The organism is Mycoplasma sp. 1232 (genome assembly GCF_034863345.1).
In the GTDB taxonomy this organism is placed as follows: Bacteria; Bacillota_I; Bacilli_A; order Mycoplasmatales; family Metamycoplasmataceae; genus Mycoplasmopsis.
The window spans coordinates 11,497-36,535 of the sequence record NZ_JAYFFB010000001.1 but is presented as its reverse complement, the minus strand read 5'-3'; the positions used below and the strand labels follow the sequence as shown (position 1 = coordinate 36,535).

The following is a 25,039-nucleotide window of genomic DNA, read 5'->3' as shown; positions in this document are numbered from 1 at the left end:
ATGAACGATGATTTAAGAATAAGCAGAATAAAAGAGAAGATTAAAAAAACTCCACATAAGAGTGGAATTTACTTATGAAAAAACGAATTAGATCAAGTCATTTACATCGGTAAAGCTATTGATTTAAACAATAGATTAAATCAATATTTAAACAATTCAATTAACTCTTATAAGACATACAAAATGATTGATGAAATCTATGATTTTGATTTTGTTACATACAATACAGATCAAGAAGCTTTTTTAGCCGAAAAGAACTATATTGAAAAATATCAGCCCAAATATAACATCAAGTTACTTGATGATAAGAGATATCCATATTTAAAATTGAATATAAATACTAAAGACCAATTGGAAATATACAGAAACTATGTATATTCTAAAACAACAGATACAACATTTTCATATGGTCCTTTTTCAAATCAACACGAGTTTAAACATTTGTTAAAGGTTTTAACTAGATTCTTTATGTATGAAAATGGATTACCAATTAAAAATCAAGCTTATTCTGTGTCAAAATACAAATTTGACAAAATCATTGAAATTTTAAAATTTCAAAATAATGACTTTTTAGATAAATTAATTTCTTTAAGAGATAAAGCAAGTGAAAATTGAGATTTTGAACTTGCTAAAGAATATAATGATTCTTATCATTTATTGAAAAGAATCAAAGATACACAATTAGTTGAACTTCAAAACATCAAAAACATTGATGTGCATACATTCATTGTTAAAGATGAACACATATCTATACAAAGTTTATTTTATAGATATGGAGTCCAAACTGCACACAATAATGAAATCAATAAATTAAATAACTATTACATTGAAAATGTAATTGATTATGTATCTGATTATTTAGAAAGATACTATTCAGATAAAGATTATCCAGATCACATTATTCTACAAAGTGAATATGAACAAATTCAACTTAATACAAAACTGAATAATAAAATCATCTTTCCCAAAAAAGGATTATTCTTAGAAATCTTGAATTTATCATTGTTAAATAACAATGAATATTTAAAGATTAATATTAATGATGCAATTTTAAAAGAAGAAATCAATATTAAAACTCAAAAAGAATTAGAAAATATTTTAAATGCTGAAAATAAAATTAAAAATATTTATTTGTTTGATAATTCACATTGATATTTAGAAAATCCAATAGGAGTTTCAGTTTGCTTTTCAAGCGGTAAAAAAATTCATGAGAATTATAGATTTTTTAATCATGAAGAAGAATTTAAACAAATGAGCAAACATTCTGATTTAGAACTTATGTATCTAACTGTTTTTAAATTTGTTAAAACGTTTGCAAAACCTTTAAATATTGACGAAAATGATATTTTTATTGTTGATGGTTCGTTTGAACAATTAAAAGAAGCAAAATATGCATTAAAAGAATTAGAATTTGAAAATATAAAAGTTTTTGGTCTTGTTAAAAATTCAAAACACAAAACTGAAAAATTGATTAATGATAAAAATCAAATAATTAATATTTCACAAGATGCTTTATTTTTGTTTACAAGAATGCAAAATGAAGTTGACAGGTATGCTAAAAGTAAAATGAAACATAAATATTTAAATAAATTCAGAGAATCAGATTTAAACTCAATACCAGGGATTGGTGATGCAACTGTCAAAAAACTTCTAGATTATTTTAAGACATTTGAAAATGTTAAAAATGCATCAATAGAAGAATTAAACAACGTTATTGATAAAAAGAAATCTAAAATTATTTTCGAAACATATTCAAAATAAAATGTTTAAGTTTTAAAATGGGTCACGAAATATGGATTGTCCATATTTTGTGACCCATTTTACTTTTTTAATCTTTTTATAAAATTTTATAAATACTAAAATTTAATTGTATAGACAAAGGAGAGAAAATGAAACTATTACCGTCTAATATTTCAAGACATTTAGAAACAATGTTCGCAAATGATATTAACCAAATCATTGCTTTGATTAACAATTGGTGGTTAATTAATTACAACCAACCGTTTGGTTTAATTGAAATGGATGCCATTAGATTTGGTAATAGTATTAGTCTAAAGAAAGAAACCACCGAAGAAAAATGATATAACGGATGTTTAATTAATTGAGGACTAAAAGCGATATTGAGATTAGTTTTTGATTTACAAACAACTAAACCCATTGCACTTGATAATGCTAACCGCATTCTTAATACTAACCTTTTTAGCACAACTTATTATCGTATTCTTGAAGAATTAAGGAGATTAAAAAGAAACAATTATGAAATATAAAGGTTATTCTAAACAATTAGTTTAAGTAATAATAGTTTTGTCTTTTTATTTATGAATTAAATTCATTACAGTAATTATGAGATTTATTAATTAACATTTTTATTTATAAATATTTATTAATTGTTGTTAATTAATTAAAAAACGCTTATTTTAACGATTAAAAATAAAAACATTATAATTTGCCTATGAAAAAATTTAAAAGAAAACTATTTTGTGCAATTGCCCCATTATCGGTTATTCCTACAGCATTGCTAGCTTCATGTGCGAAAAAAACAAAAGATCCTTGAACAAATAACACAAATTCAAAAAATTTAACTGAATTACAAAATAGTTCATCAAAAATTAAATTATTAAATCCAGAAGTTGCCCCAGGAGCTGATTTTAGAGATTTTTATGCTGATTTAAAAGACTCGGCAGATAATTCATATCCAACGGTTGTTCTTTCTAGAAACGCATCACAAGTATTTTTATCATCATTTATGCAAATTGTTGGTCATTTAAACGCGGCCAACAATGAAAAACAACCTTACAACGATGTTGTTTATTTAATTGATCAAGATGTTTGGGACATTGACAAAACTAATGAAAATTCAGAAAGTCAAAGGTTTAATTTTAAGTATTTATTAAACAAATTTACACCTGTACTAAATACAGAAACAGGCGAAATGAATGTTAAAGATGGAAAATTATTGGTTTTAGACAACTTGAAATATGCAACTAACAATCAAAAAGATAAAGCTTATTCAGTAACACCAACAACTTTAGAAGAATTAACAACTTATTTACAACCATATCTAGAAGCTGGAATTGATAAATTTGATTTTTATATACCTGATGTATCTTTAATAGCTTTATCGGATGAAGATCGCGTTGTTGTAAGAGATTGAATTTTTAAACATGCCAATAAAATAGTTATTTTGAGTGATGGTAATTCTCAACCCTATGATTTTATTGAGAATTATTATTTAAATTTTGCTCTAAAAGCAGGTAAATCATACACTCAAGCAGAATTGCTTAAACACTGAAATGATTTACAAGCAGATGAATATATTAAAATGCCTATTGATTGTCGTTATTTCTTTACTTTACAAGAGAAAGTTAAAATTTACAACTTAGAAAACACATACATTAATGCTTTTAATCAAAGATTGGAAAACGCAGGTAAAGCTTGAGCCAAATTAAACATTAAGTCATATCCAATTAATCCATTTATGTATAAGGATTACATGCAATTTGCCGAAAACATTGATTATCAAGGTGACTTCGAACGCTTAAATCAAATTTATAGCAAGAGCTTTTTAGATCTTATTGTTGAAGGCAAAAACAATTATTCTCCAAACAAAAAGAATTTAATCTTTATGGGTTCTTCATTATTTAAAAAAATGACAAAGGCTGAAGATTGAATCAAAATGAAAATGCTTACAATGAAGTCAAGGCTTATTTCGCCAAAATTAAAGTGTTATATCCTGCAGATCAATATAATTACTTCTTTAAATTGCATCCAAGTTATAGTGCTCAAGATGCTGTTGAATACATTAAATTGCTCGTTGGCGAAAAAGAATATGCTAATACAATTACATTAAATCCTACAATTGCTTGAGAAAATATGTTGGCAATTGATTATCATAACATTGAAAAGGGCACATCAGTATTATTTGATCGAAATAATAATTCAAGAACTCAATTATATGGCTTACAAGGTACAACAACAGTGCTTTTAACCACAATGACATTCCTAAAACAAACATTCGGTTGAGATTTAGAAAAAATGAAAAGCTTTGTCAATATACAAAACTTCCCATTAGCAAATACCTTTAACATTTTATCTCGTGATACTTATTATACTGACCACAAAAAAGGTTATCAAGCTAACATATCTAAAATGGATCAAGTTTATAAATACTTTGTTGACACTGGTGCTTTCTACCCGAAAAATGAATGAATTGATATGGATACTTTTCTTGCAAAAACCAATCTTAATTAACCTAAAAAACATATAAAAAAGACAAAATTATTTAAACCAGAACACAAAATATGGACAAAACTGTATTTAAACTGGGACACGAAATATGGACAATCCATATTTCGTGTTTTTTGTATAGGAGAATATATGAGACAACTTAATCAGCATGAATGACTTGAACTTTTTTCAGATTATGATGATTTTAAAAAGGGTCTAATGTCAAAAAATAATTTTAAAAACAATTTTGTTTTTTGTCAATTCACATTGACCACAAAACTAAATTTATTGTAAATTACAATTTGTCCAAAATAAATGATTTAGATTTAGTTATGAAATACATGTCAAAATAAAATTAAACAAACAATGAATAGCACATTTAGACCATTGTTTCCAATATTTAACTAAAGATTATTTGCAAACAATATCTAAAAATAATGGCATTGTTTCAATGGAGAGAGTTAGCAACTCGCCATACAACATAGAAGCAGAATATTTATTTTCGATTTTAGAATCTGAATGTTTAAAACTAATTTATATAACCAAGATAACTTTTGATGATCTTAGCAAAATAATTAATGAGTTTATTTTTGATACATCAACGAAAGTATTCAATCAAAATCAGATTGAAAAACACCCCGACAACGTTGAGATGATATTATGTCTAATTAACCCTTCTATCCACCTTTAGTGTGTCTGTTTATTTATTTTGTTTAGAATTTTCACAAGAGGCAACAAATTCCACAAGAATTAACGTCATATCTGAAATTGATTTAATTTTCAAAAAAGTTTGAATTTTTTCATAATTCTCTTAGTAATTCTGATACAATTGACACTTATATTACATATATACATATATATATATATATAGAATAGGAGATATGTATGAAAAATAAAGCATTAAAAAGGAGCCTTTTAATTATTCCTGCATCAGTACCATTAGCAGGACTTGTTTTGACTCTTTCATCGACTACAAGCTCAACCAATGTGACAAGTAAAACTACTTCAGGCACTAATTGAACTTTTGATAAAGTTAATATTGATTTACAGGATAATCTTTGAAAGAACTATAATTCACTTCCAACTTCAAATCATAATGCCAGATATGCACCATATAGATATATAAATATTTTTAATTCAAACGGTAATCAGAATTTCAACGACACCAATGCTAATTGACAATATCGAGCAGTTGGAGATTCATGATTTAGATTATTTGATGCCTCAAATCCAGGTTTTCCAAACAACGTAAATGTTTCCGATTGAACAGGTACTAATTATGCAACAGAAAGTGGAACACTTTATTCTTGACAAGTAGATGGTTTTAGAGACAAAGGTGTAGATCATGGACCGTGATGAAATGGGAATGGATATAATCCAAGTACTGATACCAAAAGATTTAAAATAGGTTACAACTTAGTTAATAAACCATTACATGGTTCTGCAACTCAAGGTGCGCAATCAACATTCTATACAGGAGCATTTTATTTTTCAAATGATATGAAAATAGCAAGTGATATTAAAATTCACTTGTATATTAAAGTTGATGATAGAAATAATTCAAATGTTTTACAACAAAAAACTTATACTATCAAATTAAAAGAAGAAAAAAATGCTAACTTATCTGATTATGATATTTCACCTTGAATTGGAAAAGTACAAAGAGTAAATAAAGATCCTCTTCGTGCTTCTCAAGCTGGAGATACTTTAGAAGCATGATTAACTAATTATGCATACTTGCCTTATTACAAAAACACTCCAACATCATATACAAATGGGTTGAGTGCTGATTTGCTTAGTCAAAAAAGAACTTGAGACAATTATAGATCTTCAGATAAGCATAACGGAATGTATGATATTTTAGTATCTACTCCAACCAATATGTCAGATATTAGATCAAGAGGATTTCAGTTATCAAATAGCAGTGGTTCATATGTAAATTTTGGTTTATTCCAAAAAAATCTTATTAATAATGATAGACCGGCTGACATTATATATAACAATCAAGGTGGTTTATTTGTCTTCAATATAGAAATGGATAAAAAGCTTGATTATTTAGTTGCCGGAGCAGTAGCAGAAGTAGAATTTGAGCCATATAATGATGTGGCTAACGCAAGCACTACAACATTTTTTGGTAATACCGGTTCATCAACAACCAATAAATCTTTCTTTGGATCAGCTGAATATCGTCAAAAAGATGATGACGATAATCAAAGAATTGTTTCTGGATTTTGAAAAATAGCTGATAGATCTGAATCTCAACGTAAAAAATTCTATACTTTAGAACTTGTTGATTCAGAACTTGGTTCTGATCTTTATGATCCTAAGAGTGATGCATTTCCGGAAACGACTTTAAGAATTGCTGAAAATGGAAATTCAAATATTAATTATGAGATTAATAAAGATGGAATTAATAGAAACAAAAAAACAATTAGTACCAAAAGTGTTTATCAAGATACAAAAGCAGTAAATAGTAGAAATTCTTTACGTTTAACAAGTACAATTAATAGTAGAGATGCTAAAAAATGAAAAGTTAAAAACGGCAGTTCATTAACCGCTAGCCCATTACCATCAAGTAGATTTGATAGTGATGGAATTGAATTCAATCCAATTACTTATACATATACTGATCTTGAATTAGCTAAGAAATATGTTGATAATAAACAATGATTAAACAAAGGTCAAAAAGATTATTTAAAAATGGTATTAGATAATGAATCAGGATTTGAAGCAAGTAAGCAATATTCAGATAGTACTATTTTAACTAAATGAAAAGAGAAAATTGATACTCTTGATAAACAACAAGAAACAATTGAAAAAAAATATAAAGAAATTCGTGATTTCCCTCTTAGTAATGATGTTTATGATTCAACTTACAATGAAAATATAACTAACAAAATCATTTATGCTTTAGCTACAAAATCATCTAAAGATTCTTTAGATTCAATAATAAGTAGAAACATTAACAAAATTAATTTCCGTTCAACTGAATACAATACCGAAACTGGTGCAATCGATAGAACTACTTCTACAGAATATTCAATTTCTACTCCAAGTGGTGCATCATATAATAATTTAAAAACTTCAATGGATTCAGTCTACAATGCACTTAATAATTATTTAACTGCTGTAATAAATAGTGGTAAAACTGAAATTGAAAAATATTTTGCAAAATTAGCAGATTATCCAATTACTGAACAAAATTCTTCAACTTATAGTGGAAATTACAATAAAGCTAAAAACCTTATTATCAATACAATTAAAGCTCAAGTTAAAAACCTTAGTTTAAAAAGCCAACTAAATCCATTTGCTAATTTAGATGCTACAAACGAGCAAATTAAAGCAATTATTGAGTTAATTAGTAAAGTTAATAAATTAAATAAAGACAAAAATTCAGTTAAGTCACAAATTGAAATTTATAAACAATCAGAAAATGACTTTAATAATTTAGGTTCTTTTGAATTTGCAAGTTCTAAAAGTCAGATTGATTTAAAAGCTCTTGATGCATTTGATAAAAACTTAAAAAATGCTTCTGATAAAACTATTCAAAATATTTTTGAATCAACTGATATTCTTACTAAGTTTTATAATGATAATAATGACATTTTTGCTAAACAATGAATAGAAAAAGCAAAAGGTCTTGATGGTGCAATTAATGAATTTAATACCGAAATAGATAATTTTAACTATTTAGATGCAAATCAAAAAACAACTGCTAAAAATGATTTAAAAAGTGCTTTGAGTACATTCAATATTTTTTCTTATAATGAAAATACAGTCACACTTAGTGTAAATAGTGAATTTATTAAAAAAATAAACGGACAAATGGCTAGTGCTTTTGTGACTGCAAAAACAACAGCTAAAACTCAAATTTCAGCATTAAATGAATTAATAGAAACAGAACAAAATAAAGTTAAACAAGAAATAGAAAATGCCACTCTTTACAAAGACAATTATGATGCAAATCAACCATTTACTGACAAAATTTTAATAGGTTCAGACAAAAATATTAAAGCAATTGTAGAAAAATGAACTGATATTAATAATGAAAGAGGCAGAATTAAAGACTATACTGCTACTTTTGATTATCCAAATAAAAATATTGAACCTACAACTGCTGACAAAAAATTAGTTTCTCAACTAAGCATTTCTCCTGATGCCGGTGGTTTAGAAACTGAAGTTATTTCTATTAGCGGTAATAATGACACAGGAACTTTAACTGTTACTTATAGAGTAGTAAAATCAAGTGATAAAACTAATGTTTATACTCAAGATAAAACCTATGATATTACTGGTTTTGCTAATGAAGAAAATAGAGTTAATAAATTAAATGCTACTCCAGATTATAAAGATGCGAGTGAAAAACCAAATATTCAAGCTTCATCTGTTGTAAAAAGAGATAATAATACTGAAGATATTGCTTGAGTATTGCCAACAAAAACACAAATTTATGCAGATAGTGTTAGATATCTTGGTTATAACGATATAACCGGAAAAATTAAAATTGCATATAAATTACAGTCAACTGTTAATGCAAGTGCAATTTCTGATGAAAAAACTGCAGAAATTACTGGTTTTGAAACAGAATCTACTAGATTAAATAATTTAGTCAAACAAGACACAGATACTAATCAAAATACAATTCTTAACATCACTGCAGACCCTATTAAACGTGCTTCAGATTCAACTTTAAATACTGATTACACAATTGCTTTAGCAGATAATTATGGAACTACTAATCAAGTTGAATTAACTGATTTATCATCTCCTACACCAAATGATACTGATGGTTCAGTTTCATATACATATAAATTAAAAACTACAAGAACTAAAGAAGATTTAGTAACAATTACTGATGAAGCACTTGACAACAATGATATTTATAGTGATGTTTCAGCATTGCAAACAAGAACTGGCTTTTTAACTCAAGCTGAATATGAAAAAAATCAAAAAGATGCAAAGAAAAAAGCAATTGATAATCATCAATATTTAAATGATGCACAAAAAACAGCACTTAAAAATAAAATTGATCAAGCTAATCTAAATCAATTAGATCAAATTGCACAAGATGCAAGTGATTTAAATGAAGCAATGGAAGCTTACAACGATGCAACTAATAATATTGAAACAATTAAAGAAGGCACAGATTATACTCAAGCAGATAATAATAATAAGAGTGCTTTAGATAACGCAGTAAATCAACAAAAAACCGATGTTGATAAAACTAAAGGATCTAATTTATCATTAGAAGAAGTTAAAAAGAGAACTAAAGCAATTCAAGACGCAATTAGTAATTTAAATGGTGATGAAAAATTACAAGAAGCTAAAGATGAAGCGATTAGAAAAATTAATTCTGATTATTCATCATTAACTGATAAACAAAAAGAAAAAGCAATTGCTTTAATTAATGAACAAACAACAATTGATGGTGTTACTAGTCAAGATGCAGCTAATAGTGCATTAAATTCTTCAATGGAAACCTTGAACGATTACATAGCAGATCAAGATGCTGTAACAGCAGGCAATAATTATACTTATACTACTAACGCCTTAAGAGAAGCCTATGATGGAAATCCAACTAAAGATGGTAATCAAAAAGGTGGAGTGATTAAAGAAGCAGAAGATTTAGTAGCTGCTTTAAATACTGAAAATAATTCTGATTTAATGAATAAAGAAACAATTGATGCTTTAAACAAAAAAATTAAAAGCGCAATTGATGCTTTAAACGGTCAACAACGTTATGATGAAGAAGTTGCAAGATTAAATGATTTATCTCTTGCTTTAGCTAAAGTTAAAGATGCAAATCGAGCTACAGATACAGCGAGTGAAATTACAACTGATGAAATTGAATTTAACGATTCTACAATCCCTGCAGATGTTAAACCAGTTGATTTAGTTATTTCAAATCCAAATGAATTAACAGGTAAATTAGACTTAAGTTACAAATATCAATCAACTAAAGAAAATCTTGAAAATGTTAAATCAACCAAAGTTTATACATTAAATAACAATAATGCCTTAAGCACTTTAACTGAACAAGAAAGAGTGGACGCTATTTTAGCTGATTCAAACATTCCATTTACTATTAATGAAAATGATACTAACGCAATTAACAGAAATCAATTGGCAAGTGAAGTTGCTAAAGAAGCTATTAAAGCGTTTAACAACCCGGCAGACTTAAATGTTGAAGGTTATTTAAACAGCATTGAATTATCTCCAAACAATGATAATGGTACATTAGATATAAAATTCAAAATTGCTTCAACCAAAGCAATATTGAATTCAAATAATGATCCACAAAATCCAGTAGTTGTTTCAACTAACACAAGAACAATTACTTTAACAGGCTTTAAAACAACTTTACAAGTTGAAAAAGAAAAAGTTACCCAATACATTAATAACAATGTTCCTGAAGAACAAAAACAAGCTTTATTAGATGAATTAGCAAACGCTAATACTCTTGATGAAGTAGCTAAAGTTCAACTTAAAGCAGAAATTGAAAAAGCTATTGCAGATGCAACAAATAATTACCCTTATTTAAACAACAATCAATTAGATGCTTATAAAGCAGATTTAAAATCAGCTACTTCAACTGAAGCAATTCAAGCTCGTAGCACAACAGCGAACACATTAAATGCTAAAATGAAAGAATTAAGTGATGCTGTTAAAGCTGAATTAACTGCTTTAACCAATAAAGTTGTTGAAGATAATCAAAACAACGATGCTAAAACAGCTATTGTTTATACTTTAGCAGATGCTGATAAAAAACAAGATTATGATAATGCTCTATCAACAGCTCAAGAATTACTTAGTGAAACTGATGGTGCTAACTCAGAATTGAGTGCTGTTGAAACAGTATTAAGTAATTTACAAACTGCTTATAGTGAGTTAAATGGTGATCAAAACCAAAATGCATTAAACGAAAGAATTGATGCTTTAAACAATTTAACTGATGATCAAAAAGCACAATTAAAAGAAAATATTGCTAACGCCGACGCTCAAGCAGATGCTGAAACTATTGTAGAAGCAGCAGAAACATTAGATGCCAAAATTGCCGATGTTAAAGAACAATTAGACGAATTAAATGATTACAAAAACAATGATGTTTATAAATTAGATAAAGAAAATAAAGACGCTTATGATACAGCACTTAAAAATCTTCAAAATGCTTTAGATGAATTAAGCAACAAAGACTTAACTTCTGTAAGCGCTGACGATCTTAACAGTGAAGCTACTAATTTAGACGCCAAAGTAAATGAAGCAAATCAAGCTAAAGGCCTATTAGATGGTATTAGAAGCGATCTTAAAGATAAATTAAACAATTTTGATAACTTAACTCCTGACAACAAGCAAGCATTAATCAATTTAATTAATGCCGATGACAAAGAGTTAAGTGCTGAGAAAGTGGCTGATTATCTAAACCAAGCATTAAACTTAACTAAAACTAACATTAATGATGAAATAGACAAATTAACACATTTAACACAAGCAGAAAAACAAGCTTATAAAGATACCGTTAAAGAGGCTGAATTAAACACTGCAGACGGTGAAAAATATGACAAAAATATTAATGACATCTTAACCCAAGCCAAAGCTGATGATGAGGCCAAAAAAGCTTTAATTAAAGCTATTAATGACAAGCAATATTTAAACGATGCTCAAAAAGCGGCTTTAATTGACAAAGTTTATAAAACTCCATTAGCTGAACTTAATGAATTTGAAAAAGATGCTAAATCATTAGATGACGCAATGAAAACATATAGCGAAATTGCCTCTGTTGATAAAGATAGCATCAAATATAAAGAAGCATTCGAAGATAGACAAGCCGAATACAACAATCAAATTACTAATCGTGACAATGCTTTAAATAAAGTTGATGGTGCTAATTTATCATTAGACCAAGTTAATGAAGCAATCAAAAAATTAAATAAAGCAATCAACGATTTAAACGGTGAAGAAAGATTACAAAGAGCTAAAAATGAAGCGATTGCTAAAATCAATGGTGATAATCCAACTTACACTGATTTAACAGATGCTCAAAAAACAGCTTTAATTAATCAAATCAATGCTCAAACATCAATTGCCGATGTTAATACAGTTGATGCTAAGAACAAGCAAATTAACGATTTAACCAAAATGCTTAAAGACAATATTGATGGTGAAAGTGGTATTAAAGACTCAATTCATTACACAGGTTCAGAACATGATGTAAAAGGGAATTATGACGAAGCCATTGATGCAGCTAAAGAATTATTAGCTAAATTAAATCAGCCAAATTCAGATACTAATAATATTGTTGATTTAGATAGAATTAAAAACCAAAACCAAGCAGTTCATGATGCAATTGCTGCCTTAAATGGTGAACAAAACATTAAAAAACGTAGAGAAGAAGCTTTAGCTAAATTAGAAGAATTAGAACACATTAATAATTTACAAAAAGCAGGTTTAACTACTCAAATCGATAATGCAACATCACCAGAAGAAATTGACGAAATTGTTGCTAATGCAACTAATTTAAATGACCAAATGGGCTTATTGAAAGAGGAATTAGCAAATCAAGCACCAGTTAAAGACACACCTAAATACTTAAATGCTGATGAAGATCCTCGCAATAAATATGATGATTTATTAAATGAAGCTACATTTTTAGTTGACAAAGAAAATGGTGGTGCTCAACTAAGTCCAGAAGCAGTTGCTGACTTAATTAATAACATCAAAGTTGCTGAACAAGCTCTAGATGGTAATGAGAAATTTGATGAAGTAAAACAACAAATTATTGCTGATATCGATGCTTTAGAACATTTAAATGATGCTCAAAAAGCAGCTCTTAAAGAATCATTAAATGAGAAAAAATTAATTGCCGACCTTAAACAAGTTGGGGAAGATGCTAAACTTCTTGATAACGCAATGGCTGAAATTAAAGCTAAAGCTCAAGAAATAGCTAATGATTTAGCCCAAGAAGGTAATTATAAATATGTAGCAGCAACAGAAGAGCCAAAAACAAATTATGATAATGTTAAAGGCAAAGTTGATGCGTTAGTTGCTCCTAGTGGTAATAACTTAAACTTGAAAGAAGTTCAAGACTTACAAAAAGCCTTAATAGCGGCTGAAAAAGCACTTGATGGAGAAACTAACTATGATTACTTTAGAAATAAAGCAATTGAAAAAATTCAAAGCAATCCTAATTTAACAGATGAAGAAAAAACAGCCTTAATTGACCAATTAAATAATGTTGAATCTCCTAACGACAATGAAGCAATTACTAAAGAAGAATTTTTAAATAATTTAGACAAAATTGTTAATAAAACAAAATTAATTGAAACAATTAAGAATGATGACAATTTAACTCCAGAACAAAAAGCAGACTTGATTGATGACATTGTTAAAGCAGATTCAACACAAGCAAACTATGATGATGTGCTTGGTAAAATCAAAGCTAAAGAAGATGCATATAAAACATTAAATAATGACGATTCATTAACAGAAGACGATAAGGCTAAATTAAGCGAAAACATAGCCAACATCGAGCCTAATAGTCCTAAATTTAATGAAGAGTTAAACAATGAAAAAATCAAACAAGATGCTATTAAAGAAATTAGAAACGATAATAATTTACCTGAAACAACAAAGAACAATTTAGCTAATGAAATTGCTGAATTAGAAAATAAACAAGCTAAACCAGCATTAAATCACCAAATTGATAAGGTTAAAGAAAAACAAAAATTAATAGACGAAATTCAAGCTTCAAATCTACCAAATGAACAAAAAGAAGCTTTAATTAATGAAATAAATTCATTCAAAGGAAACGATGACAAAGCTCCAGTAATTCTTGACAAAATTCGTGATCAATTCAATAAATTGAAAGAAATTCAAGAAGATCCAAACTTAAGCCAAGAAGACAAAGCTCAATTAGTTGAAGATGTTTTAGCTAACGATCCAAAAGACGAAAAATACAATGAAATAGCTAAAAACATTAACAAGAAACAAGAAGCAATTGATCAAATTAGACAAAATCCAAACTTGACACAAGAACAAAAAAATTCAATTTCTCAAAACATTACAGAATTAGATGAAACAAGCGAAGAATTTACTAATAAATTAGCCAATGAAAAAGCTAGATTAGACTTAATTGATCAATTACATCAAGAAGCTAAAGACAACAAAATTTCTGATGAAACCAGAGATAAATTAATTAGCGAAACACTGGATTTAGTTAAAGATTCAAGCTTTGTAAATAACTTAAATAATGTTAAAGTTAAAGACAAATTAATTCAACAAGTTAAAGAGAGCGACGTGCTTAATGACACAACCAAAACAACATTAATCAATAACATTTTAGATAATAATGCTACAAGCACAGAATTTGATAATAAACATAATCAAATTGCTCAATTATATGTTGATGCTGAAGAATTGGCTAAAGCTAAAAATGATTTAGTAGATTTAACGAAATCTAAGAAATTTGAAAAATTATCTAAAGATAAACAAGATGCAATTAATAAAGCAATTGCCGATTCAGATGAAATTTTAAATAATCTTAACTCTTATAACAATGAAGATGTAGTTAAACAAACAACTATTGATAAAAAATTAAAAGCAACATCGCCAATCTTAATCTGACCATACTTTGTAGCTGCTTCATTTGTATCTTGATTAATTGGTATGTTAATCTTTGTATTTGGTAGAAAGAAAAAATAAGAAGTTAATTAACAATTAATAAACAATCAAAATCAATCAGTACTAGATAAAATAGTGCTGATTTTTTTGTATTTTTTTAAAAACCAAAAAATTTCACAAAAATCACTTAAAAATTTAATAAATGTGAAACTTTAAGGGTGAAAATATGTAAAAAATTACATTTTTTGTAAAAAAAAAAAAAAAAGTTGCCTCAAATATGATTTTTATGCTATATATAAGTATATTTAATATGAATATTTGACTTATAAAAAAGAATAAAATAAGTGCTTTTCTAGCTTAAAAATTGATGTTTTTAGCTTCTTTAAGTATTTGTTGAAAAAGGAAATTTTATGAATTTAAAAAACAAGAAAAAATGAATTCTTTTACCATTAAGCGCAGGAGTTACAGCTCCACTTGCTTTACTTACAACAGTAAGTGCATCTGCAAATAATGAACCCCGTGAAGTGAGTTTATTACCAACAGGTAGATGAGATGAGGGTATTCAAAATTGAACAGGTAGAGAGAATATAGGAACATTCCATCCAAGTCAGACAGATTATGTATGAGAAGATTGTGATGAATATGGAACATACTATTATAAACATTGATCATGGAGTCACATAAAAGAGTTTCCTGAGTCCAAAGTAAGAGAATCTATGCAAATAGATAAAGTCGTAAATGAAGATGGTACAATTGATTGGACACTTCAGTATTTTAAACCTTTTGGTTTCGTAGAAATAGAAGGTATTGATAGTGAACAAAAAGCATATTTTGCTTTCTTTCTTACTAAAGACATACAATTAAGTTCACCTGTCGAAATTAAGAGATTCGAAAAAGATGGTTCTGATAGACTAATCACTAGTTCAGTTACGTTACAACCAGGACATGAATTATCTTCAAGTCAATTAAAACAAGTTGGTCTTGGTGGTTCTTGACATCACTATGGTACAAATGATGAACTAACTAGATCTTCACTGGCTAAAGTTGAGTGATATAACCTTCAGAATAAACCAAGCGATAGTTCTAATCATAGGGATAATCTTCTATTTTCGACATGAAATACAAACGATATTAATGATCCAGGTGGTAAATTTATTGATGGTAAGAAAACATCAATTAGAGATTTTACTTACGATTATGAATTTCAAACCGCTGGATGAGATCATTCAAAATATGAGATTAAATTTAAAACAGCACCTATTCCAGGGGCACAAAAAGGTTATTTTTCAGGAGTTATGACATCTGAAAGATCACGGCAAGATGATGGTACGTACTCTAGAGTTCTTTTAAATGGTGTTAGAAAGAAAGAAACAAAGAAATTTGAAAGATATCCTGTTATTGTAGAACAAGTGTTTGAGGACATTTATGACACTACAAATATACCTGCAACCAATTCAACATTAACAAAGACTATTACATCTCCAGTGGATTGATCATATAAAACATTCACTAAAGATGTTCAAATTCCTGCGCAAAGATTAACTCCAACATCAGGTAATGCATCTTATACAGTGAAAAATGAATATTTAATAAATGATATTATTCCTGCTAGTTTAAATGGACTTTCAAATGAGCAGAAAGCGAACTCTATTTCATTTAATCCTACTGCAATACCTGGATTTGATATTGTTTCAACAAATAAGAATGTATATAGAAAAAAACTTAATAATTCATTTCTAGAAGATGCTGTAGTAGTGCAAATTGTATACAGAAAAAAAGCCGATAAAACAAAACTTGAAGAAGAAATTAATTGTTCGAAAGGCGATTTCTTTAATCAGCATCCATATCTTGATGCAGATAATGATTTAAAAAATGCTTACAATGCAGCTTTAACAGAAGCTAAAAAAGTATTTGAAAATGCTAGTGCAAGACAACCTCAAGTTAACGCGGCATATCAAAGTTTAAATCAAGCAAGATTGAAATTAAATGGAAAGATAAACTTCGATAATTTCAAAGAGAAAGCTAGAAAAGTCCTTTTTGAAAGTAATCCTACTTGAGAAGAAGATGGAACTACTGTATCATTAATACCTCTAAATAAATTATTGACACTTCAAAGAGATAAAGCTTGAAATTTAATTAGTAATGCAAAAAGTATTTCAGATGCTACTCCTATTCGAACTTGAGCAGAAGAGCTTAATGATTTAAGAAAAGAATTAGAGCTATCTAAGGATATTAAAGAAAACCAAGATAATAATAATCATAGTAATTACACAGAAGCTACAACAGGTGCAAAAGAACCGAGTGATAATAAAAAAGATAATTTTGATAAAGCGATCAAAGTTGCTGAAAACTTAAAAGATATTTCAACCTACTCATCAGAATCTATTAATACAATTAAATCTGCTAAAGATGCATTAGTAAAAACTCGTAAAGCACTTAACGGATTTGATAATGTGAATGCTGCTAAAGCTGCTGCTCAACAAACTATTAATTCACTTCCAAACTTGAGTGGAACAGAAAAAAATAATGCTAATAATCAAGTTGAAAGTCAATCTACAATTGCTGGCGTTAATGATAAATTATTTGAAGCACAAAAACTTGATGCTAAAAATAAAATTCATCAATTAAGTAACTTGACAAATACTCAAAGAGATGCTGCTAAACGTTTAATTGACTCAAAATCATCTAAAGATCAAATTGATGCCATTGTTAATAATGCAACATCTGTCAATAATGAAGTTCCAAAACTTACTGCTGCTAAAGCAATTGAAACAAATAATGAAATAAGATATACAGAAGCATCACCGACTCCAAATAAATCAAACTTTGATAATGCTATTTCAGCATTAAATGATTTAACTACATATACAGACTTTGATACAGCATATCCAAACTTACAAACTAGGTTAACTGATTTATCGAATGCAACAGATAATCTTAATGGAGTTACAAATTTAAACACAGCTAAAACAAATGCTATTGCTGCAGTTAAAGGTTTAAATTTAAGTGACACACAAAAAGATGAAGCTGAAAAACAAATTAATCAACAAACAACAATTAATTCAGTTAATGCAGTGAAAACAAATGTTGAAGGTTTATCAAATGCTAGAGCTAAATATGATGAAGCTCTTGCAGAAAAAGCTAAACCAAACTATATTGAAGCAACACCGAATCCAAATAAATCAAACTTGGATAATGCATTTGAAGCTCTTAATGGAGTAAAAGATAATACAAACTTTACTACTCCAATTAGTGATTTAAGCACTTTAGTTTCAAATATGACTAGTGCTATTCGTGATTTAAATGGAAATACAAATTTATCTACATCTAAATCAAACGCTTTAATTGAAATTGGCAAATTGACTTTCTTATCACCATCTCAAACACAACTTGCTAAAAGTCAAGTAAATGAGGCAGATACAAACTCAAGCGCTAAAGTTGATGAAATTGTTTCAAATGCAAGAAAATTAAATGCTGCACGTGAACAATTACAAATTGCTAATAACAATCATCTTAATCAACCTAACCATACAGAAGCCTCAACAACACCAAAAAATAAAAAAGTTGCTTTTGAATCAGCAAGAAATGCTGTTGATGCTATAAAAGATACAAGCGACTTTAAAACTGCTATTCCAAATATTGATAGCTTAACTACTGATTTACAAAATGCTATTAGAAATCTAGATGGAACTACAAACTTAAATAATGCAAAAACAGCTGCTAAAAATACTATTGATGGATTTAGCTCTGACACGTGAACTACAACACAAAAACAAACTGCTAAAAATGAAATTGATTCACAAAATACAATTGCTAGTGTTAATGATAAATTATTAGAAGCACAAAAACAATATGCTTTTGATCAAATTGATAATTTAACAAACTTATCAAAAGAGCAAAAACTTAAAGCAAAAGAATTAATTAGTTCAAAATCAACAAATGAAGAATTTAAAGATTTAGTAGCAGCATATAAATTAGTCAATAGTGCTCTTGCTATTCTTAATGATGCTAAAACAGCAAAGAATTCACCTAAATATACAGAAGCTTCAACAACACCAACAAACCTAAAAACAGCTTTTGATACATCATTAGGTAAAATAAATGCTTACAACTTAGAAACAGAGACAAACTTTGAATCACTTGTAAACAAAACAACACAAAGTCAATTTAATGCAGCTGCAATTGACCTTAAGAGAAAAACAACTGCTCTTGATGGGGATACAAACTTAGCAAAAGCTAAAGAGAATGCTATCAGAGATATCCAGTCATATACTAAATTAGATGAACAATCACAAAGAAATCTTGCAATAGCTACTGTAGAAAAAGAAGCAACAAACACAATTGCTAAAGTACAATCAATTAAAGCTAATGCTGAAAAACTTAATGCTGCTTTAGCTGCATTAGAAACTGCAAATGCTCAATGACAAACACCAAACCATTTACAAGCAGATACAGACATAAAAAAAGCATATGAAACTGCCAGAGGAAAAGTAGATGCAATTAAATCACAAAATAATTTCGAATATGAAACACCAAATATCCAAACATTAACAAGTGATTTAAATACTAAAACAGCTGCTCTTAACGGAAATGATAGATTAACAAAAGCTAAAGAAGCTGCTATTGCTAAAATCAATAATGCTGCTCAAACACCTCATTTATTAGAGGTTCAAAAAACAAAAGCTATTGAAGCTATTAATAATGCACAAACTTTCGCATTAATAGATTCTATTTCAGCAAATGTAAGAGATTTAAATAATGCTATTGGTCAGCTTAAGAATAATGAAGCTGTTAAACAAACAGATGATTACAAACAATCTGAAGACGATCCACAAAGAAACTTTGATTCAGTTGTTGGAGAATTAGAATCTTGAAAATCAGTAACAGAGTTTACACAACCAACTCCTAACTTATCTACAGATTTACAAAGATTAAAAACTACAAGAGAAGCTCTTAATGGAGATGAAAGATTACAAACTGCAAGACAAGAAGCGCTTGCTGCTATTGATGCTGCATCACACTTAACTGAAGAACAAATTACAGCTGCAAGAAATGCTGTTAATGGTTCAAATGTAGTTGCAACAATTGATGCTATTAAAGCAAATGTAAAAAATCTTGACGCTGCTAAAGCTCAATTAAAAAGAGCATTAGAAGCAGAAAAAACCGCAAACTATAAACAAGCTTCAGATGATAAAAAGCAATCATTTATTAATGCTAAAAATGCAGTTAACAACATTAAAGATCAAACAGACTTTACTCAACCAGTTAATGCTCAATTAGCTAAAAACTTAGAAAATGCTATTGCAAGTCTTAATGGTCAAGGTAGATTAACCACAGCTCAAATAGCAGCTAAAACCGCTATTGAAGGAATGTCTAATTTATCAGATGCTCAAAAAACAGCTGCTAAAGCCGCTGTTCAAGCTGCAGATAATCTTGGCTCAATCGAATCAATTAAAAACAATGCATCTAAATTAAATGATGCTTTAGGTGTTTTAAAAGAGGCTGTCGCAACAGAAACTACACCAAACTACACACAAGCTTCAAATCAACAAGCATTTGATGATGCTAAAAAAGCAGTTGCTGCATATAGCAATCACACTGACTTTAACAATCCAATTTCAAATATTGATAATTTAAAACAAGCATTAACTAATGCTAAAGGTGCTCTTGATGGAGAAGAAAGACTTAGAACTGAAAGAGCAAAAGCTAAATCTATTATTGATAATTTACAAAACATAACATCAACTCAAGTAACAGCTGCCAACAATTTAGTTGCAAATTCAAATGATTTAGAACAAATAAAAGGTATTGCTAAAAATGCTCAAGATATTGATTCTGCTTTAGCACAAGCTAAAGAAGATGCTAAAGTTAAACAACAAGTTAAATATACAGAAGCAAAAGGAAGTTTACAAACTGCATTTGACAATGCGCTTGATAAAGTTACTGACTTAAAACAAAAAGTTGACTTCCAAAATGCAGACGAACAGTTAAAAACTAAATTAACAAACTTAACTAATGCTAAAAATGCTCTTAATGGAGAAACAGAACTTCAAAGTAAAAAAGATGCTGCTAAAGCTCAAATTGATAAGTTATCTCCATTAGATGAACAAATCAAAAACAAAATTAAAGATCAAATTCAAAAAGCTGCAAATTCACAAGTTGTAGAAAGCATTAAAAATAATGCTAATGACTTAAAAGAATTAGCACAAAAACTTGAAGAAGCTAAAGAAATTATTAATTCTCCAAAATACACACAATCAACACCTGAGGAGCAACAACAATTCAATGACGCTAAAAAAGCGATTGAAAATGCTATTGCTGCAAAATCAGATGGAACACAACAAGTTGATAATAAACAAGAATTAATTAATAATTTAAATAACGCAAAAGATGGTTTATCTGGAGCAAACAAATTAAAAGATGCTCAAGATGCTGCTCTTAGAGAAATTGAAAACTTACAATACTTATCAAAAACTCAAAAAGATAAAGCAAAACAATTAGTAAATGCTGCTACAACAGTTCAAGAAGCAAAAGACATTGCTACAAACGCAACAAATGTCAATGCTGCTATCGAACAAATTCAAAGATTTAATGACGTTAAATCAAAACCACAATTCACAGAAGCATCAACAACACCTACAGATAAAAAACAAGCTGCTCAAACAGCGTTTGATAACTTATCAGATGTTGAAACAGTAACAGACTTTACAACAAGTCCTATTGCTGACATCGCAGAGAAAACAGAAGCTCTTAAAAACGCAATCAACTCACTTGATGGTCAACAAAACTTAGATGACGCAAAAGTCGCTGCTAAAGCTAAAATCGAAGGATTACAACACTTATCAGAAACTCAAAAAGATAAAGCAAAACAATTAGTAAATGCTGCTATAACAGTTCAAGAAGCAAAAGACATTGCAACAAACGCAACAAACGTTGATGTTGCTATCGAACAAGTTCAAAGATTTAATGATGTTAAATCAAAACCACAATTTACAGAAGCTGATTCAGATAAAAAACAAGCTGCTCAAACAGCGTTTGATAAATTACCAGGTGTTGAATCAATTATGGACTTTAGAACAAGTCAAATTGATCAAATTACAAACAAAACAGAAGAACTTAAAAACGCAATTGATTCACTCGATGGTCAGCGAAACTTAGATGCTGCAAAAGTCGCTGCTAAAGCTGAAATAGAAGGATTAGTAAACTTATCAGATACACAAAAACAAGCTGCTAAAGTTGAAGTTGAGAAAAAACAAACAATTGCCGATGTTCAAGCAACTCTTGAAAATGCTAAAAAGTTAAATGTTGCTAAAGGAGCATTAAACGCAGCAAATGAAGTTGAAAAAACAAAAGCATACATTGATGCTTCAAAAACTGCTAAAGATGCATTTAATGATGCAAAAGACAAAGTTAATGCAATTAAAGATGTTGAAGACTTCTCACAACCTATTGCAAACATCGACACATTAACATCTAACTTAAATAATTCAATCAGCAACTTAGATGGAGCTAGAAACTTAAAAGAAGCTCAGGATGATGCTATTGCTAAGATTGATGCTTTAGTAAACTTAACAACAGATCAAAAAGTCGCTGCTAAGGATGCAATCAGAAACGCTACAACTAAAGATCAAGTAGCTAACGTGCTTTCAAATGCTCAAAAAGTTGATAAAGCTATCGCTAAATCAAATGAAGCTGCTGATAAACAAAACACACCAGCTTATGTAGAAGCTTCAGATGAACCAAAAGAAAACTTTAACAAAGCTAAAGAAGCACTTGATGCAATCAAGAACACAACAAACTTTGAAGTATTAAGTAATGATCCTGATGCACTTATTAGTGCTTTAGATGCTAAATCTGAATTGCTTGATGGTTTAGCTAACTTAGCGACAGCAAAAGAAGAAGCTAAGAAAACAGTTGATGGAATTGAAGGATTATCTCAAGGTAAAAAAGATTTAATTAAAGCTGCTATTGAAGATGAATCAACAAATTCAAGACAATTAATTGATCAAATCCTTGATAATGCTGCTAAATTAAAAGAATTAGTTGATGCATTAGATGATGCTAAATCAAAACAAACAACTCCTGATTACACAGAAGCTGATAAAGATAGACAAACTGCATTTGCTAATGCTAAAGACGCTATCAAAGATGCTATTGCAAGCTTTACAGATCCAAAGCAACCAATTGCTAACGCAGATAACTTATTATCAGATATGACATTAGCAACTGGAAAATTAAATGGAGATCATAAATTAGCTACAGCTAAAACTGAAGCAATTAAAGAAATTGATAAATTAACCAACTTATCAAAAACTCAAAAAGATGCCGCTAAAGATTCAATTAAATCTGAAGACACGAACACACTTGCAAAAGTACAAGACATTATTAATAATGCAAAATTATTAAACAATGCATTAGCTACACTTAAATCAGCTAACGAAAAATTAGATAAAGTGGATTACACACAAGCTTCAGATGCTGCTAAAGATGCATTTGATAAAGCTAAAGACGCTGTAAATGCAATCAAAGATACAATGAACTTTGAAAACAAAGTACAAGACATTGAATTATTAACAAGCAAATTAGCAAATGCTATTAGTAACCTTGATGGTAAAGATAGATTAGCTAAAGCTAAAGAAAAAGCTAATAAAGATATTGATGCATTACAAAACATCTCAGAAACACAAAAAGATGCTGCTAAAGCTAAAGTTGAAAAACAAAACACAATTGACAATGTAAATAACATTGTTTCAAATACAGAAGCAGTTGATGCTGCTCTAGGAACAATTAAAGACATTGCTCCAGTTAAAGAAAAAGCTCAATTCAAAGAAGCTGATGCAGACAAACAAAATGCATTAACTACAGCATTAGATAATTTAAATTCATTAGAAAGTAAAGAAGACTTCGAGAACGCTGTAGAAAACTTACAATATAAAGTGCAAACTCTTAAAGATGCTCACAAAGCATTGAATGGAGATTCAAACTTAACAAAAGCACAAGCAGATGCTATTGATGCTATTGATAAGTTAAGTTACTTATCAGAAGCGCAAAAAGATACTGCTAAAGCTGATATTAATGCTAAAGAAGCTATTGTAGATGTAAATAACATTGTAAACAATGCTACTTTAATGAATAATGCTTTAGAAGCTCTAGATAAAGCTTCTAAAGCACAAAAAACACTTGCTTACACAGAAGCTTCAGACCAACCAAAAGCTAACTTTGATGCGGCTAAAGCTAATGTAGAAGCAATTAAAGATATTACTAACTTTAATCAGTCAGTAGATAATATCGTTGATTTAACAAATAAATTAAACAATGCAACTGCTGCTCTTGATGGAAGTGCAAGCTTAGACGCTGCTAAAGAAGAAGCTCTTAAAGAAGTTGCTAAACTTTTATACTTATCAGATGAACCAAATTCATCAGATTCAGAAAAATCCAAAGCTTCTGAAGCTATTAAAAACGCTACAGATGCTGAATCATTAGAAAAAGCTATTGAAGATGCTAAAGCTTTAAACAAAGCTAACTACGATAAAAAAGTAGATGAATTAAATGATTTAACAAACCAATACTTACAAAGCACATATGGAACAGATGCTTCAAACAAACATAGGGAAAATGTTGTTAAAGCAATTAATGAATTTAATTCAAAAGCATTCTCAGATGCAAATGGAGAAGCTGCTATTGCTAAAGCTCAAAACTTACTTGATTTAGTTGATTCAATCACAACAAACAAATCAAGAAATAATTTTGAAGCATTAGCTGACGCTTCAGACCTTGCTAATATCGATACTTTAGCAAACGCTGTAATTAAACACAATTACTTTGAAACATCTACAAAAACTAAGAATAAACTTAACTCAACAGACGTTAAGAACATTAAACAATTAGTTTCTAAGGCTGGAGATATTCAAGGATTAAACGTGCTTACAACAGCTATTAATAAAGCATTAAAAGACAACTCACCAATGGTGGTTTGACTATACTTTATAGCAGCTTCAGTTGCAACTTGATTAATTGGTATGTTAATCTTTGTATTCGGTAGAAAGAAATAAGAAGTTAATAAACAATCAAAATCAATCAGTACTAGATAAAGATAGTGCTGATTTTTTTGCATTTTTTAAAAACCAAAAAATTTCATAAATGTGAAACCACCCCAACAACATTGAGGTGTTATTATGTCTAATTAACCTTTCTG

General features: G+C 28.8%; 6 protein-coding genes. All 6 read left to right on the top strand.

Annotated elements, in window-relative coordinates:
• On the top strand, positions 1–1,761 hold the full coding sequence (locus VBM88_RS00035) for a GIY-YIG nuclease family protein (RefSeq protein WP_323680127.1): 1,761 nt from the start codon (positions 1–3) through the stop codon (positions 1,759–1,761).
• 128 nt (positions 1,762–1,889) lie between these two features.
• Positions 1,890–2,267, top strand: a complete 378-nt coding sequence (locus VBM88_RS00030) for a hypothetical protein (RefSeq protein WP_323680126.1) — start codon at positions 1,890–1,892, stop codon at positions 2,265–2,267.
• 185 nt (positions 2,268–2,452) lie between these two features.
• Positions 2,453–3,850 carry a hypothetical protein gene (locus VBM88_RS00025; protein ID WP_323680125.1) on the top strand — a complete coding sequence of 466 codons (1,398 nt, stop codon included), beginning with the start codon at positions 2,453–2,455 and terminating at the stop codon, positions 3,848–3,850.
• The gene (locus VBM88_RS00020; RefSeq protein WP_323680124.1) at positions 3,808–4,251 is read left to right on the top strand and encodes a hypothetical protein; all 444 of its coding nucleotides are present in this window, start codon (positions 3,808–3,810) and stop codon (positions 4,249–4,251) included. Before VBM88_RS00025 ends, VBM88_RS00020 begins: the two co-directional genes overlap by 43 nt.
• Positions 4,252–5,112: 861 nt before the next feature.
• Positions 5,113–14,925, top strand: coding sequence for a hypothetical protein (locus VBM88_RS00015; protein ID WP_323680123.1), 9,813 nt, complete (start codon positions 5,113–5,115; stop codon positions 14,923–14,925).
• Between the two features lie 329 nt (positions 14,926–15,254).
• Entirely contained in the window at positions 15,255–24,896 is a 9,642-nt protein-coding gene (locus VBM88_RS00010) for a hypothetical protein (RefSeq protein ID WP_323680122.1), read from the top strand.
• The last annotated feature ends 143 nt before the right edge of the window (positions 24,897–25,039 follow it).